Raw genomic sequence first — 15,561 nt, forward strand, 5'->3', positions numbered from 1 at the left:
CGTGGCGGAGCAAGGGTTACGGCGGTCATAGCGTGGGGGAAACGCCCGGTCCCATCCCGAACCCGGAAGCTAAGACCCACAGCGCCGATGGTACTGCACCCGGGAGGGTGTGGGAGAGTAGGTCACCGCCGGAACACCATTAACGGTCGAGGACCCCAACCACCAGGTTGGGGTCCTCCCGCATTTAACGACCCCCTGCAGGCTCGGGGTCCCCGACCCGGAGCGCGGGCAGGACGAGAGGCCCGGACTCAGACCAGGACAAGTCCAGGGCAGGAGACGCGGAACAACGCCACAACCGCCGTCAGCCACCCATGGATTAGGGAGCTGGCCGCGCGGGTAGAGTTGTTGCCCATGGATAACCTCTTTAGCCATGCTCCCTCCGGAGCGCCGGAACCTGCCGCGACGGACGAACTCGATCCCGTCGTCGTCAGCGTTGTGGTGCCGGGCGCAGTCGCCCGGGCCTTCATGGGATTTACGGAACACACGCACCTCTGGTGGCCGCTTGAGGACCACAGCGTCTATGGCGCCGGCTCCTATGTCGAGTTCGAGGAGAACCTGATCATGGAGTCCTCGGATGACGGCCGGACGGCTGTTTGGGGATCGATTGACGACTGGCAGCCCCCGCTGTCCTTCCACGCCAGCTGGCACCCCGGAACCACTGCCATGTGGTCCACCGAACTCCGGGTGGCGTTCAAGGCGGTAGACGAGGGGACAGAGCTCCGCCTGGTCCACAGCGGCTGGGAGGGCGCCGAGGACCCCGCGGCAGCCCGGGCGGAGTATGCGGCAGGCTGGCCCGCCGTCCTGGACCGCTTCGTTCGGTTCATGGGTGGCGCCGGCGCGGACAGCCCGGACGCCTGAACGGCCCCTGGGACGGGCGGGCACCGGGCGGGCCTTGCCCGGGCTCAGGCGCGCAAGGGTCCCTGCTCGACGGGCGGAACGGCGGTGCTGGACCGGATGACGAAGCGCGTGGGGTATTCGGTATGCGCGGCCGCCGTGTCTCCGGCGCCGTCGAGCCTGGCCAGCAAACGCCGCACGGCTAACGCTCCCTGGCCTCGCGCGTCCTGATCGAACGTGGTCAGCCCGAAGACTTCACCCAGCTCATGGCCGTCGATGCCGATGACGGAGAGATCCTGCGGCACCCGCAACCCGAAATCCCGGGCAGCGAGGATCGTGCCGATCGCCATCTCGTCCGAGGCGGCAAAGACAGCCGTGGGACGCTCCGGCGAGCCGCCGAGCAGCTCACGGGCGTTGGCGTAGGCGCCTCGGATCGTGAAATCGGCGGAGACCTGCCATTCCGGCCGGACCACCAGTCCCGCGTCCCGCATGGCTTTCTTGAACCCCGCCTGGCGGGTGCCGGGAAGACGGAAATCCTGCTCGTAGGCGGCTTCGCCGGTCATGTGGGCAATTTTGCTGTGGCCAAGCTGGATGAGGTGCCGGGCCGCGGCCTCCGCAACGCCGGCGTCATTGATGCGGATGGTCGACGCCCCGGGCAACGGGCCGCCGATCCCCACGATGGGGCGATGGATGGCCAGCAGCTGGTCGATCTCGGCCTCGGAGAGCTCCAGGGACACAGCGATCACGGCATCCACGCGTTTGCGCAGCAGGAAGTCGTTCAGCACACTGTGGCGGCGCTCCCGGCCCTGGCTGACGTTGTACAGCGTGAGGTCGTAGCCGGCATCCAGCAGGGTCGCCGAGACACCTTCGACCACCGAGGAAAAGAACCACCGGTGGACGGAGGGGACAACGAGGCCCACATTGTGGGTCCGTCCGGAGGCCAGGCCGGAGGCCTGGTACGACGCGACGAAACCGAGCTCTGCGGCGGCGGTGCGGGCCCGCTCCCGGCTACGCGGTGAGACATTGCCCTTGCCGCTCAAGGCGCGTGAAACGGTGGCGATGGACAGGCCGGCCCGTTCCGCGACGTCCTTGATGCCGGGCATGCCTAGCCCTCCGTATCCTCGAGATAGATTTCCAGCCAAACAGCTTCACCTGAGCCTAACGGATCGCCCGCGCCAGCCATGTCCCCGGCGTCGTAGCCGGCACCCGCGGGCGTTGAGCTGCGCAGCAGCACCCGTCCGGCCGGCAGGTCCAGGGGCGCGGACCCGACATTCAGCAGGACCAGCGTGGAGCCGTTGACGAAGGCAAGGCTCGTATCGGTGCAGAGGTCCTCGTACCAGGACAGCGAGCCGCGGCCAAGGTCGAGCCGGCGGCGCAGCTCCAGCATGCGCTTGTAGAGGCTCAGATGCGACGACGGCGAAGCCGACTGCACATCCCGTGCCAGCCGTGAGAAACTTTCTGGCTGCGGCAGCCAGGGGTCCTGGCCGTGGCCGAATCCGGCGTTGACCTCCCCGGCCCGCCAGGGCAGCGGGACACGGCAGCCGTCGCGGCCCAGCCGTGCGCCGCCGGTGCGGGCAAACGTGGGGTCCTGGCGGCGGGTGTCCGGGATGTCGATGCCGTCCGGCAGGCCAAGCTCTTCACCCTGGTAGAGGTAGGCCCCGCCGGGCAGCCCCAGCATGAACAGGGACGCCGCGGCCGCCCGGGACCGTCCGAGCTCCTCGTTCGGCTGCGGATCCCAGGTGCCGATTCCGTCACCGTCGCGCGGAGCCTGGCCGTCGTACCCGAAGCGGGTGGCGTGGCGGACGACGTCGTGGTTGGAGAGCACCCACGTGCTGGGGGCGGCGACGGCGTCCAGTGCCGTCAGTGACTCCGTGACGATGTGGCGCATCCGGTGAACATCGAGGCCCGCGTGCAGGTAGGGGAAGTTGAAGGCCTGGTGCATTTCGTCCGGGCGCACCCAATCGGAGAGCCGGGGGAGCGGGTCCACGTTTGCCTCGGCGCAGAGGATCCGGTCGGGGCCGTACTCCGCGAGAATCTGACGCCACCGACGGTAGATGTCGTGGAGCGCGGGCTGGCCAAACATCGGAGCGTCGCTTCCGGGGAAGCCGTCGGAGCTGCTGCCGTCCGCCCGGCCGCCCCATTCGGGCAGGCCAGGGGCCTTGACGAGGGCGTGCGCCACGTCCACCCGGAAACCGGAGACCCCACGGTCCAGCCAGAAGCGCAGGACCCGTTCGAATTCTTCGTGGACGGCGCGGTTGTCCCAGTTGAAGTCCGGCTGGGAGGAGTCGAAGAGGTGCAGGTACCACTGCCCGGGGGCGCCGTCCGGTTCGGTGATCCGGGTCCAGGCTGAACCGCCAAAGTGGGACTGCCAGTTGTTCGGCGGTTCCTCGCCGAACGTTCCGCGGCCGTCGCGGAAGATGAACATGTCCCGCTCCGGGCTGCCGGCAGGCGCGGCCAGGGCAGCCTGGAAAGCATGGTGCTGGTCCGAGCAGTGGTTGGGCACCAGGTCAACGATCATCCGCATTCCCAGCCGGGTGGCTTCGGCCATCATGGCGGCGAAATCGTCCAGTGTGCCGAACAGGGGGTCGACGTCGCAGTAGTCACTGACGTCGTAGCCTGCGTCGCGCTGCGGGGACCGGTAGAAGGGGGAAAGCCAGACGGCGTCGATGTCCAGTTCCGCAAGGCGGTGCAGTTCCGCCGTGATGCCGGCGAGATCGCCGATCCCGTCGCCGTTCAGGTCCCGGAACGAGCGCGGATAGACCTGGTAGATGACAGCGGAGCGCCACCATCCCGGAATGTGGTCTGCGGCGTGCACGGGGGTCAGCGGACCCGTCAGGGGCCCGGCCAGCGCGGCGGGGGAAAGGAGAACTGAATCAACGGACATGACCGCAATACTAGGGCTCCTACGCTGGATAATGAAAACGCTTCCAGTCACATTTTGGCGGCAATTTCGACCACCAAGTGGACTATCCCGTACCTGACTGGAAGCGCTTGCAACTGTGAGCCGCATCACCGACAATGCGCGGCCTTAGACTGGGATCCGGATTCGACCGAACTGGAGACCGCATGCGCAGCATCATCGATGAGCTGACCTCTTCCCTGGGCGCGGACAAAATTGCCGTGGACGCGACCACCCTGGCCGCCTATGCCGTGGACCGGGCCCCCGTCCTGGACTATCAGCTCCCGCAGGCGGTGGTCCGTGCCGAATCGGTGGCCGACGTGCAGGCAACTGTGCGTGCCTGCGCCGCCCTTGGCGTCGCGCTTGTGGCGCGCGGGGCCGGTACCGGGGTCTCCGGGGGCGCCCACGCGAGCGCGGGCTGCGTGGTGCTCACGCTCGAGGGGATGAACCGCATCCTGGACCTCAATCCGGACGACGAGACCGCCGTCGTGGAACCCGGCGTCATCAACGCCGACCTGAACGCGGCCGCCGCCGTGCACGGGCTCATGTATGCCCCGGATCCTGCAAGCTTCAAGATGTCCACCATCGGCGGCAACGTGGCCACCAACGCCGGCGGGCTGCGCTGCGCGAAGTACGGGGTGACCCGCGACTCGGTCCTGGCGCTCGACGTCGTCCTCGCGGACGGCTCCCTTATCCATACCGGCCACCAGACCTTCAAGGGTGTCGCCGGCTATGACCTCACCGGGCTGTTCGTCGGTTCGGAGGGGACCCTGGGGATCGTGGTCGGTGTCACCGTACGGCTGAAGTACCTGCCGCGCGACGTGCACACCATCGCCGCGTTCTACCCGGATTTCCGCAGCGCAGCGGCCGGGGTCCTGGCCGTGGGCAGGGCCCGCGTGCAGCCGGCCATCATGGAACTGCTCGACGGCGGCTCGCTCGCCCAACTCGATGACCTCCACGGCTCGGACCTCGCCGCGCGCGGGGCATCCCTGCTGCTGATCCAGACCGACGGCTTCGGCGCGGCGGCGGAAGCCGCGGCCATCCGCCCGGTCCTGGTGGCGGGGGGAGCGGTGGTGACCATGGAGGCCAACGCGGAGGCAGAGGAGCTTGTCGAACTGCGCCGCAACAGCCGGGGGACCGAGGTGGACGACGAATACCGGGTGGGCGAGGACGTGGCTGTGCCGCGGTCACGGCTGGTGGATTACGTCGCCGAGCTCGAGGCCATGGCCGCGGAGTACCGGGTGCAGCTCAAAGTCGTGGCACACGCCGGTGACGGCAACCTGCACCCCACCTTCTGGGTCGACCGGGCGGACAATACCGTGGATCCCGATGCCATGGCCCGCCTGGGCGCCGCCCTGGACCGGTCGATTGCCGTGGCCCTGGCCATGGGCGGCACCATCACCGGCGAACACGGGATCGGACAGTACAAGCTGCGCTGGCTCGGCCTGGAGCAGAAGGAACCCGTGCGCGAGCTGCAGCGCCGGATCAAGGAACTCTTCGATCCGGCCGGGATCCTGAACCCCGGCAAGGCGATTTAGCTGACGCGATTTAGCCCGGGCGTGCCACAACCTGCCCGGCGCGCGGCTTAGTCGTCGGAGTCCGGGTACTCGTCCACGGATTCGTCGGCGCCGTAGCGTGATTCCTCGGTCTCCACCTCAAGGATCTTGAGCAACCCTGTGTCAGGGTTGAGCATGATCGCGGCCTCGTCCCGGCGGTGACGGAGTTCGTTGTCGATATAGGACTGGACGGCCTCCGCCAGGGGGATGTGCCGGTTCTCCTGCTCGGACATGTACCAGCGGTGCTCCAGGACCTCGTGCACCGCCTCGGCCGGCTCGAGCTTGCCGGAGAGGTCGCGGGGGATGGCCCGGACGATCGGTTCGAAGATCTGGCTGACCCACAGGTGCGCGCTGTATTCCTCGTCCATGCCCGGATTGTTGTCCGCCCGGAACGAGTCCATGTCGTTCAGGAGGCGGCGGGCCTGGTTTTCCTGGGCGTCCAGGCCGGTCAGGCGCAGCAGCCGGCGCTGGTGATGCCCGGCGTCGACGACCTTCGGCTGGAGCTGGATGGTGGAGCCGTTCTGCGTGGTCTTGATCGCGTATTCCTCGACGTCGAACCCCAGCTCGTTGAGCCGCCGGATCCGGGCTGCCACGCGCCAGCGTTCCCCGATCTCAAACGATTCCTTCGCCGTCAGCTCGGTCCACAGCCGCCGGTAGCTGTCCATGATTAGCTCGCTGGTGGCCACGGGGTCCACCTTCTCCTCGATCAGGCCGCCGTCGAGGAGGTCCATGAGTTCCCCGGCGATGTTGACGCGGGCGATTTCGAGGTCGTACTCGCGCTGGCCGGTGGACAGATCCGGGTACAGTTCGCCGGTCTCGGCATCGACCAGGTAGGCGGCGAACGCGCCGGCGTCGCGGCGGAACAAGGTGTTGGAGAGCGAGACGTCGCCCCAGTAGAAGCCGATCAGGTGCAGCCGGACCAGCAGCAGGGCCTGGGCGTCGATGAGGCGGGTCAGGGTGTCCTTGCGCAGCATCTGGGAGAAGAGCGCACGGTAGGGCATGGAGAACTTCAGGTGCCGGGTGACCAGCACGGGGTTCAGCGGCCGGCCCTCCGGGGTGGTGCGTCCGGTGATGACGGCCACCGGCTCCACGCCGGGAACGTCCAGCCGGGCGAGCTTGCGCAGCATGTGGTACTCGTGGCGGGCCACGTGCTCCGAGGTTTCCTTGATGGCGATCACGGAGCCGCCGAGGTGGGCGAAGCGCACGATGTGCCGGGAGATGCCGCGGGGGAGGGCCGCCAGATATTCGGCCGGCCAGTCCTCGAGGGCAATGTGCCAGGGTAGGTCCAGCAGCTCGGGCTCGGTGGCGGCGGCCGTGATGCTCAGCGAACTGGACACCATCGAGGCTTTGTCATCATTGGCGCTGGCGGCCTCGAACCGGGGCAGTTTCCCGATCTGACCGTAGTCGGTGGGCTCGTCGTGCCACTGGGCACTGTTTTCCTCGGTCATGGGGTTTCCTCGGTCATGAATCAATTCTTCCGTATTTGGCGGGCCGCGCCTAAAGCAGGGCTGTTAACGCCCGACGGCGGCCCTCCCCTGGGGAGGACCGCCGTCAGCCATGCTGTGCTACCTGAGCCGGTGGGTGGGGACTAGTCGCCGAGGCGCAGGCCGGTCTTGGTGTCGAACAGGTGTACGTGGCCCGACTGGGGGCGGACCCAGATGGACTCACCCTTCATCGGGGGGCGGCGGCCGTCGACGCGGGCCACGATGTCGTGGCTCTGGCCATCGAGCGTGGTGTGGCCGTAGACGTACGCGTCGGCGCCGAGTTCCTCGACGACGTCGACCTCAACCTGGAGACCTTCACCCTGGGCAACAGTCTCAAGGTCTTCCGGACGGGAACCGAGGGTCACGGTCTGGCCGTGGGCTTCCTCGAGGACGTCGCGCGGTACCGGGTAAACGGTTCCGCCGAACTGCACGCCGCCGTCGACGACGGGGAGTTCGAGCAGGTTCATGGCGGGGGAGCCGATGAAGCCGGCCACGAAGACGTTCTTGGGCTTGTCGTACAGGTTGCGCGGGGTGTCGACCTGCATCAGCAGGCCGTCCTTCAGCACAGCGACGCGGTCACCCATGGTCATGGCCTCGACCTGGTCGTGGGTCACGTAGACCGTGGTGACGCCGAGGCGGCGGGTCAGGGACGCAATCTGGGTGCGGGTCTGCACGCGCAGCTTGGCATCCAGGTTGGACAGCGGCTCATCCATGAGGAAGACCTGCGGGTTGCGCACAATGGCGCGGCCCATGGCAACACGCTGCCGCTGGCCGCCGGAGAGGGCCTTCGGCTTGCGGTCCAGGTAAGGTTCGAGGTCAAGCAGCTTGGCGGCCTCACGGACGCGCTCGGCGCGCTCTTCCTTGCTGACGCCGGCGATCTTCAGCGCGAAGCCCATGTTGTCCGCCACGGTCATGTGCGGGTACAGGGCGTAGTTCTGGAACACCATGGCGATGTCGCGATCCTTCGGCGGGACGTCCGTGACGTCGCGGTCGCCGATGAGGATGCGGCCGGAGTTGACGTCCTCGAGACCTGCGAGCATGCGCAGGGAGGTCGACTTTCCGCAGCCGGAGGGTCCAACGAGGACCAGGAATTCGCCATCGGCGATATCAATGTTGAGCTTGTCAACAGCGGGCTTCTCGGTGCCCGGGTACAGACGTGTTGCGTTATCAAAAGTAACTGTAGCCACAGTTATCAATCCCTTCACCGGCAGGTACGTGCCGGACGATCCGTAGTGAATGGTCGTTTTATGCAGTTGTTAATTCAATTGTGGGATTTCATGCGCATACTCCTCGGCCGAAGCCGAGGAGTATCCAATGACGCCGCACGGTAGTTGTGCGCCACATCACAAACAGAGTATGTCAGATTTATGCCAAATGGACTAAAACGTTACGGATGTCACACGTGGGGTCCGTCACCTGGCGCCAGAAATGGGTGTGTAGGCTGTGCGCATGACACTGCAGATCTATGTCAGTTTCCCCGGCACGGCGCGTGAAGCGCTTGGCTTCTACGCCGATGTGTTCGGCGGAGAGCTTGCCTTGTTTACGTACGAAGAGTTCAGCCGCAGCGACGGCCCGCCGGATGCCATTGCCCACGGACAGCTGAACGGCGTAGTCGCTTTGGCGGGCTCGGATGCCGCAGCGGGCGAGAAAAGCGTCCGGTCCGAGGGCCTCATGCTCTCGCTGCTGGGGACCGCCGAACCGGCAGTTCTCCACGCGTGGTTCGACAAGCTCGCCATCGGCGGCCGGGTGATCGACCCCCTCGCCCCGAAGCCCTGGGGTGCATCAGATGGCCAGGTCCTCGACCGTTACGGACTGCACTGGTTGATCGGCTACGAGCCTGAGTCCCGACCAACGCCCGGTTGACCGCTGCTCAGTAGGCCCGCATTAGCTCCCGGAGTCGACGGCCTTCTTCCGCTCACGCAGCAGTGCCTCCAGCAGTTCGCAGATGTGCACCGGCGCCTCCACCCGGAACTCGGCCTGGGTGAAATCGAGCCCCACCTTTACGCCGAGATCGCCCGGGACGAGGCTGGCCAGCGCGTCCTCGTCGGTCGTGTCGTCTCCGGCGAAAGCCACAGCCGTGGCTCCGCTGGCCTGCCGCAGGAAGGCAATGCCCTCGCCCTTGGAGGCGTTCACCACGGAGGTCTCCAGGACGCGGTTGCCCGTCTTGAGGAAGACACCGCGGCGGTCCTGGAGGACCGCCCGCGCCGCGGCGACGGCGTCCTCGGCGACGTCGTCCGACGCGAGCCGCGTGTGCAGCACGACGCCGGCCGGTTTGTCCTCCAAAAGGGTCCCGGGGGCCTGTTCCACGATTCCCTCAAGCTCCCGGCGGACCTCGGCCAGGAGTTCGCGTTGGGCGTCGTCGAGCATGAGCTCCGAGGAGCCGGGCCCCATCCAGACCTCTGCGCCGTGGCTGCCGATCAGCAGCGTCTCCTCCGGCGGGGAGGCGACGGCCCGCAGGCTGTCCAGCGCCCGGCCGGAGATGAGCGCCGTCGTCGTCCGGGGCAGTTCCGTCAGCGCCGTGAAGGCGGCTGCAGAGCGCGGGAGGGCGCGGGCGTCGCCGGCATGGTCCACGAGCGGTGCCATGGTGCCGTCGAAGTCCATCGCCACGAGCAGGTGCCCGGTGGCTGCGATCCGGCGCACGGCTGCCAGCAGCTCAGGGGAGAGCGAAAGCGGGGCCGTATGCGGAGTGTTGGTGTCGGAGTCGTGGGTTCCGGCGGCGTCAGGAGTCATCGCGTACAACCTTTTCGGCGAGGGCTTTCAGGAAGTCGGAGGACCAGAGGTCGACGTCGTGGTCCAGAATCTGCTTGCGCATGGCCCGCATGCGGCGTGATGCCTCGGCCGGCTGCATGTTGACGGCCCGCATGATCGTGTCCTTGAGGCCGTCAATGTCGTGCGGGTTCATCAGCAGTGCCTGCTTGAGCTGGTCGGCGGCGCCGGCGAACTCACTCAGTACCAGCGCTCCGTCGTTGTTTGTCCGGGCCGTGACGTATTCCTTGGCGACGAGGTTCATGCCGTCGCGCAGGGCGGTGACCAGCATGACGTCCGCGGCCAGGTACAGGGACACCATCTCTTCGATGGGGTAGCTGTGGTGCAGGTAGCGGACGGCCGTGCTCTCCATGGTGTCGAAGGTGCCGTTGATGTGGCCCACTGTGCCCTCGACCTCCTCGCGGAGCAGGCGGTACTGCTCCACACGCTCACGGCTGGGGCTGGCCACCTGGATCAGGGTCGCGTCCTCCACAGTGACCTTGGCGTCCTGCAGCAGTTCCTCGTACGCCTTGAGCCGGTGCCGGATGCCCTTGGTGTAGTCGAGCCGGTCGACGCCGAGCAGGATGGTCTTAGGGCTGCCGAGATCCCGGCGGATCTGCTGCGCCCGCTCGATCACCTCCGGCTTCTTCGCGAGCTCGCTGATCTGCTTGACGTCAATGGAGATCGGGAACGCCTGGGCCCTCGCGATGTGGGTGGTTTCGCCGTCGGAACCCCTGACATGGACCTGCTGCTGCTTGACGCTCGCGCCAAGGAAGCGCCGTGCGGAGCGCATGAAGTTTCCGGCATCGCTGCTGCGCTGGAAGCCCACCAGGTCCGCGCCCAGCAGGCCGTCGATGATCGCCCGGCGCCACGGGAGCTGGGCAAAGATCTCCGGCGGCGGGAAGGGGATGTGGTTGAAGAACCCGATCTTCAGATCCGGCCGGGCCTCCCGGAGCAGCTTGGGAACCAGCTGGAGCTGGTAGTCCTGCACCCAGACGGTGGCACCCTCGGCCGCATGGCGGATGACGGCGTCGGCGAACCTCCGGTTGACCTTCCGGTAGGAATCCCACCAGGTGCGGTGGAACTCCGGCGGGGCGATCACGTCGTGGTAGAGCGGCCACAACGTGGCGTTCGAAAAGCCCTCGTAGAAAAGCTCGATGTCCTCGGTGCTCAGCTGGACGGGGATCAGGTCGATGCCGCCGTGGCTGAAAGGCTTGACCGTCTCATCGGGGGCGCCGTGCCAGCCCACCCAGGCGCCGTCGGTCTTGGTCATCATCGGGGCCAGGGCTGTCACGAGTCCGCCGGGGGAGCGGCGCCAGCCGTCCTCGCAGCCGGGCTCGTCGGCAGAGCAGCGGTCGACGGGCAGCCGGTTGGACACCACCATGAAGTCGAACTGGTCCCCTGCCGCGGCGCCGGTGGTGGAGCCGTCGGTGGCCGTCCGCGCCGCTTCAGTGGTGCTCTGTGTGCCGTGGCCGGCGCTGTCCGTTGCTTGCATTGGTGCCCCCTGGGGTCCGCTCGTGGCTCTTCATCAACCCTAGCCGCCCGGAATCTTCCGGGCTATTCGTCCGTTGGGCAGGCGGAAGGGAAACTTGAAAGCGCAAGTTCTCGGGTTTCTCCCCTAAAATGATGACGTTGCCACTGAGTGGACCGTCCCTGGCCGAACGACCCGAGGAACCAATGAGCCCCGCAAACGAACCCCGACTGTCTAAGGCAGAGCGCACTGCCGCGGCGCGCGAGAAAGCCCGCGAGATCCGCGATGCGCAGCTGAAGAAAGAGAAGCGCAACAAGCTGCTGATCGGCTGGGGCATCGTTGCCGCCGTCGTTGCCATCATTGTGATCGTCGCGCTGGTTGTCACCTCCAACATCAAGAACAACGCCCCGGTTGCCGACGAGGGACCCACGCCGGCCAACGGCAACATCCACGGCGGTGTCACCCTGCTGGCGAACACCGACGTGGCGAAGACTGATCCCGCCACCGTGAAGCTGTCCGATCTTCCGTCCGCTCCGGCCACGCCGCCGTCTCCGGTCACGGCCCCCCGCGCCGAGGCTGAGGCCGGCAAGCCGGTCAAGGTGGTCCTCTACATCGACTTCATCTGCCCCGTCTGCAAGAACTTCGAGGCGCAGTACAACGAAACGCTTACCAAGCTGCGCAACGAGGGCAAGATCACCGTGGAGTACCGCCCCCTCGGATTCCTGGACAGCCGGTCCACCACGAACTACTCCTCGCGCGCGGCCAACGCCGCAGCCTGCGTGGTCAACGAATCCCCGGAGAAGTACTCGGCCTTCGTCGACCTGCTGTTCGCCAAGCAGCCGGCCGAAGGCAGCGCCGGACTCTCCGACAACGAGCTGAAGACGCTGGCCACCGACGCCGGGGCCAAGAGCATCGACCAGTGCGTGGATGGCAAGACCTACCGTCCGTGGGTGAAGCACACCACCCAGGAGGCCACGGTAATCGGCATCACCGGCACGCCCACCGTGTTCGTTGAAGGCAAACAGTGGGGCGTCGGCGACAGCGCCCAGACCCCGTTCGACCAGTACCTGCAGGCCGCGGTCGACGCCAAGAAGTAACCGCACATACGCGGCCACAGTTGAAAGCCAAAACGAAGGCCCGGCCCCGGAACGTTCCGGGGCCGGGCCTTCGTTTTGGCTTTCGCCCCGGACTTCGCTTGCGGGAGAGGCGGCGCGTGTTTTCTCTGGGTTTTTCTCACCGGGCGTCGGTGGGCTAATCTTGTCTAGCGTCCTGACATCCGCGCCATTTTGTGGCCCGGAGTTGTGTCAGGAAGCAGGAATGCCTCCTTAGCTCAGTTGGCCAGAGCACCGCTCTTGTAAAGCGGGGGTCGTCGGTTCGAATCCGACAGGGGGCCCCACGAACCCCTCCTTTCCGGTGATTTCTCCCGGAACGGAGGGGTTTCTTGTGCGCGAAAACGGGGCACGACACGTTTACAACACGCTTTGGAAAAGTACCGATGACCCCCGTCGCCATCGTGGCCGCATAGAAGAAAATATGCAGATAAGCAGCAAGTCCTTGGGACCGAATACGGACCAAGGCCAGCCGGTTCAATACATGACCACAGAGGAAGTGGCCGACTGGCTCCGGGTCGCACGGGCCTTCCTTCCTGCTGAGAAATCTACCGGGGTTCGACTATCGGAGGACCCGGTTCAAGGTCACCGGCCTGCAGCGACAGCAGAGTGATGCCGACTGCGGCCGCCAGCAGAACCGATGCCAGCACGATGGCGATGATCCGGTTCCGGCCCGGTGTCTCACGGATAGCCAGGATCAGGCCGGTCGCAGACAGCGCCGCCGACACACCTGTTATGGGAAACACCGGGATGAGCATGAGGGCTGCTGCGGCGACCAGGAAATACGTCCATGCCGGGATGCGGCCGGCTTTAGTTATCAGGGGTTGCATGATGTATCCGCTCCCGTTGATCCGTTCCAGTAGCCGAACAACCTCACACAGGGGTATGAGGACTGAACGTCCCAGCCGCCCACGCCGTAGATAAAGACGCGTTGTCCGACGATTCTAGCCGACCCGCCTGCAATGACGGAGTTGCTGTACGTCTGTCCGCCGTCGCGCCAACCAATCCAGAACTCCCGACCCAGGACCAGTTGAACCACTTGGAGTAGACGTATGACCCGTTGGTGCAGAAGCTGCCGCTGACCGTCAGCTTGTACAGCCAGGATCCGAAGACATTCCTCGCGACGGAGGACTGCGAGACGTTCCAGCAGCCGCTGGCCGTCATAAGCGTCATGGTCGGTCCGGTGCCGGCCGTGACCGGCGTCGAACCTGCTCCGGGTCCGGCCGCGGGTGTCGTGACTTCTGGCAGGGGGGTCGTCGGTTCGAATCCGACAGGGGTCCCACGAACCCCTCCTTTCCGGTGATTTTTCCCGGAACGGAGGGGATTTTCTTACGTCTACGCGGGCGTCGCATTTCCCGTCAACGTTTCCAGCCCTGAAGTAGGGAGTGGCTCGGGTCCCACAGGCATCCGACCCGCCATCCACCCGCCGCCCAAGCATTGTGGCGTACGATCCGGTTACAACAGACCGGTTCACCGCAGGACAGCAGGAGGGCTAATGCAGGGTTCGTCCGTTCCTGCCCGGATGGCGTGGGCCGTGGTCGCGGCCGGGGGCCTCATCCTGCTTTGCCTGGGCCTGGGCCAGAAGTTCTACCTCGGGTCCGTCACGGATGCCTCCGGGCGGGACCGGCTCGGCAACACGCTCATCCGGGCCGGGGCCGTCCTTGGTCTGGCGGCCGCCGGCTGGTCGCGGTATCGGGGCGATCCTTTGTGGGTCACGCCCTTGGTGGCGGTCCCGGCCACGGTCATTGCCGGACTGAATCTGGTCGCGGGCGACAGCCTGCTGCCGCACATCGCGGCCCTGGCCGCCGTCCCGCTGGGGGTGGCGGGGATCACCGGCGGCGTCGTCGTCGGGACGCACCGCATCAGGTCCTGACCGCCGAAGACCAACAGCGCGACCGCAAGCACTCGGGCGCAGGGTTTCTGGCCGGTGAGAACGTTCCGGGCCGGCGCGAAGCGCCGCGGCCTCGACTGACCCCTCATCGACTGCTCCGTAGGCGCCCTTTTGAACGCTCAAAAGGGCAGTTGCGGAGCAATCGACGGGGGAAAACCAACGACGCCGGGCGGCCACACAAGAAGGTGACCGCCCGGCGTCGTCAATCAGGAGCGTCCAGCGAAGGGCGGTGTGATCCGGCAGCGTGCGTAAAAGGGGCCCGCGCCCCGAGCAGCCTCTTAGCCGCCAACAAGGCGCGGGGACTAGCGCGCCGAGAATCAGTCCGTCCGGCGCCCCCAAAGGCGGGAACGTTACCAGCCGCGCTCGGCGAGGCGGTGGGGCCGCGGAACGGCGTATCAAACATGGGTATTTCCTTGGCTGGTCGTGGCGGAGAGTTCCGTCGACGAAGCCGCGACGCTACCGGGTAACTCGTCAAAGCAATTGAAACTGTAGAGATGGATGCCGTCGACGACGGGCTGGGCGGTCAACTCGTTGATGAGAGTCCCGGGCGAGTAGCGTTCGCCGCTCAGGAGGCGTAGGGCGAGCGGTCGTTTCCCGCTAAGGAACCGCAGGGACGTTCCGACGCCGATTTTCGTAGCCAGTGTAATCAGCCTGGTTCTTTGCACGGCTCCGGCAACCCCGGCCAGGACCGGAAGCGTGACCCCCTCGCGACGTAGCATCGCCGTGTAGCTATGGATACTCTCCGCCGAGAAGCACATCTGGGTGACGACGTTGGAGGCAAGTTCCTGCTTGGCCAACAGCGATTCGAGCAGCTGCAGCGGGCCGATGCCGGGATGACCCTCCGGATACCCGGCGACCCCAACAGCCATCTGGCCACCGCTGATGTCCGCGATCTCGCGCAGCAGCTCGCCGCCATTGACGAAGGGACCCGCGGGCTGCGGGGCGTCACCGCCAACCGCGAACACTTCCGAGATGCCGGACCCACCACATTCCCGGATGATGCCGGCCAGCTGGGCCCGATCCGCCAGGCTGCGGGCCGCGATGTGCGGGACCACGGTGTAGCCGAGCGAACTGAGCTGGGCGGCCGTGCGCATGGTCCGCCCGGTTCCGTGGTGAGGCAGACACGTGATGGTGAGCGTCGTGGTCAGCGGCACTGCAGACTGGATTTTTTCGACGATCCCCTCGGAAGGAATGATTTCAAGTCGTATGGGAAACATCTTGATCCTTTACGGATGTCAGGCGCCGGCGTGGGCGCCGAGGAGGGAGCTGGCTTCCTGGCGGGTGCTTCCGGAGCTTTCGATGTGGGCGAGTTCGGCCGGGATTTCCCAGCCTTTCTTGCGCATCGCGGTGGCCCAGAGCCGGCCGGCGCGGTAGGAGGAACGCACCAGGGGTCCGGACATGACGCCCAGGAAGCCGATCTCGTCCGCTTCGTTCTGCAGGTCCACGAATTCCTGCGGCTTGACCCAGCGGTCCACCGGCAGGTGCCGTTCGGAGGGGCGCAGGTACTGGGTGATGGTGATCAGGTCGCAGCCGGCCTCGTGCAGGTCCCGCAGTGCCTCGGAGATTTCCTCG

At 66.5% G+C, this 15,561-nt stretch carries 13 protein-coding genes, 1 tRNA gene, 1 rRNA gene and 1 pseudogene; 7 read left to right on the forward strand and 9 right to left on the reverse strand.

The features are described from left to right. Positions 1 to 17 precede the first annotated feature (17 nt). Positions 18 to 134 (forward strand): 5S ribosomal RNA (rrf, locus tag B5X90_RS20365). 217 nt (positions 135 to 351) lie between these two features. After that, on the forward strand, positions 352 to 858 hold the full coding sequence (locus tag B5X90_RS20370; RefSeq protein ID WP_079555710.1) for an SRPBCC domain-containing protein: 507 nt from the start codon (positions 352 to 354) through the stop codon (positions 856 to 858). A gap of 44 nt (positions 859 to 902) precedes the next feature. On the opposite strand, the gene B5X90_RS20375 is transcribed toward B5X90_RS20370, so the two are convergent. Both B5X90_RS20375 and B5X90_RS20380 read right to left on the reverse strand, forming a co-directional pair. Further along, entirely contained in the window at positions 903 to 1,937 is a 1,035-nt protein-coding gene (locus tag B5X90_RS20375; RefSeq protein ID WP_079555711.1) for a LacI family DNA-binding transcriptional regulator, read from the reverse strand. Positions 1,938 to 1,939: 2 nt separating this feature from the next. Next, entirely contained in the window at positions 1,940 to 3,718 is a 1,779-nt protein-coding gene (locus tag B5X90_RS20380; protein WP_079555712.1) for a glycoside hydrolase family 13 protein, read from the reverse strand. Positions 3,719 to 3,900: 182 nt separating this feature from the next. On the opposite strand from B5X90_RS20380, the gene B5X90_RS20385 reads away from it, so the two are divergent. Next, the gene (locus B5X90_RS20385; protein ID WP_079555713.1) at positions 3,901 to 5,271 is read left to right on the forward strand and encodes an FAD-binding oxidoreductase; all 1,371 of its coding nucleotides are present in this window, start codon (positions 3,901 to 3,903) and stop codon (positions 5,269 to 5,271) included. 47 nt (positions 5,272 to 5,318) lie between these two features. Here the strand turns inward: B5X90_RS20385 and B5X90_RS20390 are convergent, their stop codons facing one another. Together B5X90_RS20390 and B5X90_RS20395 are read right to left on the reverse strand one after the other, a co-directional pair. Next, on the reverse strand, positions 5,319 to 6,737 hold the full coding sequence (locus B5X90_RS20390; protein WP_079555714.1) for a DUF4032 domain-containing protein: 1,419 nt from the start codon (positions 6,735 to 6,737) through the stop codon (positions 5,319 to 5,321). Positions 6,738 to 6,877: 140 nt separating this feature from the next. Further along, positions 6,878 to 7,960: an ABC transporter ATP-binding protein gene (locus B5X90_RS20395; protein ID WP_018775851.1), complete on the reverse strand. Its 1,083-nt coding sequence runs from the start codon at positions 7,958 to 7,960 to the stop codon at positions 6,878 to 6,880. A 262-nt stretch (positions 7,961 to 8,222) separates the two neighbouring features. Between B5X90_RS20395 and B5X90_RS20400 the strand changes: the two genes are divergently transcribed. Then, on the forward strand, positions 8,223 to 8,636 hold the full coding sequence (locus tag B5X90_RS20400; protein WP_079555715.1) for a VOC family protein: 414 nt from the start codon (positions 8,223 to 8,225) through the stop codon (positions 8,634 to 8,636). Positions 8,637 to 8,657: 21 nt separating this feature from the next. Here B5X90_RS20400 and otsB read toward each other — a convergent pair whose 3' ends face one another. Both otsB and B5X90_RS20410 read right to left on the reverse strand, forming a co-directional pair. Then, positions 8,658 to 9,503, reverse strand: coding sequence for a trehalose-phosphatase (gene otsB / locus B5X90_RS20405; protein ID WP_079555716.1), 846 nt, complete (start codon positions 9,501 to 9,503; stop codon positions 8,658 to 8,660). After that, entirely contained in the window at positions 9,493 to 10,902 is a 1,410-nt protein-coding gene (locus tag B5X90_RS20410; RefSeq protein ID WP_256860366.1) for an alpha,alpha-trehalose-phosphate synthase (UDP-forming), read from the reverse strand. Before B5X90_RS20410 ends, otsB begins: the two co-directional genes overlap by 11 nt. Positions 10,903 to 11,195: 293 nt before the next feature. On the opposite strand from B5X90_RS20410, the gene B5X90_RS20415 reads away from it, so the two are divergent. Both B5X90_RS20415 and B5X90_RS20420 read left to right on the forward strand, forming a co-directional pair. After that, positions 11,196 to 12,086 (forward strand): DsbA family protein, encoded by an 891-nt coding sequence (locus B5X90_RS20415; RefSeq protein ID WP_079555718.1) that lies wholly within the window; start codon positions 11,196 to 11,198, stop codon positions 12,084 to 12,086. A gap of 222 nt (positions 12,087 to 12,308) precedes the next feature. Further along, positions 12,309 to 12,385 (forward strand) — tRNA-Thr (locus tag B5X90_RS20420). A gap of 261 nt (positions 12,386 to 12,646) precedes the next feature. Here the strand turns inward: B5X90_RS20420 and B5X90_RS20425 are convergent. Further along, a complete protein-coding gene (locus B5X90_RS20425) occupies positions 12,647 to 12,928 on the reverse strand; it encodes a hypothetical protein (protein WP_079555719.1) in 282 nt (93 codons plus the stop codon). A 665-nt stretch (positions 12,929 to 13,593) separates the two neighbouring features. Between B5X90_RS20425 and B5X90_RS20435 the strand changes: the two genes are divergently transcribed. Then, entirely contained in the window at positions 13,594 to 13,971 is a 378-nt protein-coding gene (locus tag B5X90_RS20435) for a hypothetical protein (protein WP_079555721.1), read from the forward strand. 413 nt (positions 13,972 to 14,384) lie between these two features. Here the strand turns inward: B5X90_RS20435 and B5X90_RS20440 are convergent, their stop codons facing one another. Further along, complete coding sequence (locus B5X90_RS20440) at positions 14,385 to 15,206, reverse strand: methylenetetrahydrofolate reductase (protein WP_079555722.1); 822 nt, start codon at positions 15,204 to 15,206, stop codon at positions 14,385 to 14,387. 18 nt (positions 15,207 to 15,224) lie between these two features. Beyond that, a pseudogene (locus B5X90_RS20445) lies at positions 15,225 to 15,561 on the reverse strand (lipoyl synthase); the annotation flags it as partial.

Source organism: Arthrobacter sp. 49Tsu3.1M3, assembly GCF_900168135.1.
Lineage (GTDB): Bacteria > Actinomycetota > Actinomycetes > Actinomycetales > Micrococcaceae > Arthrobacter.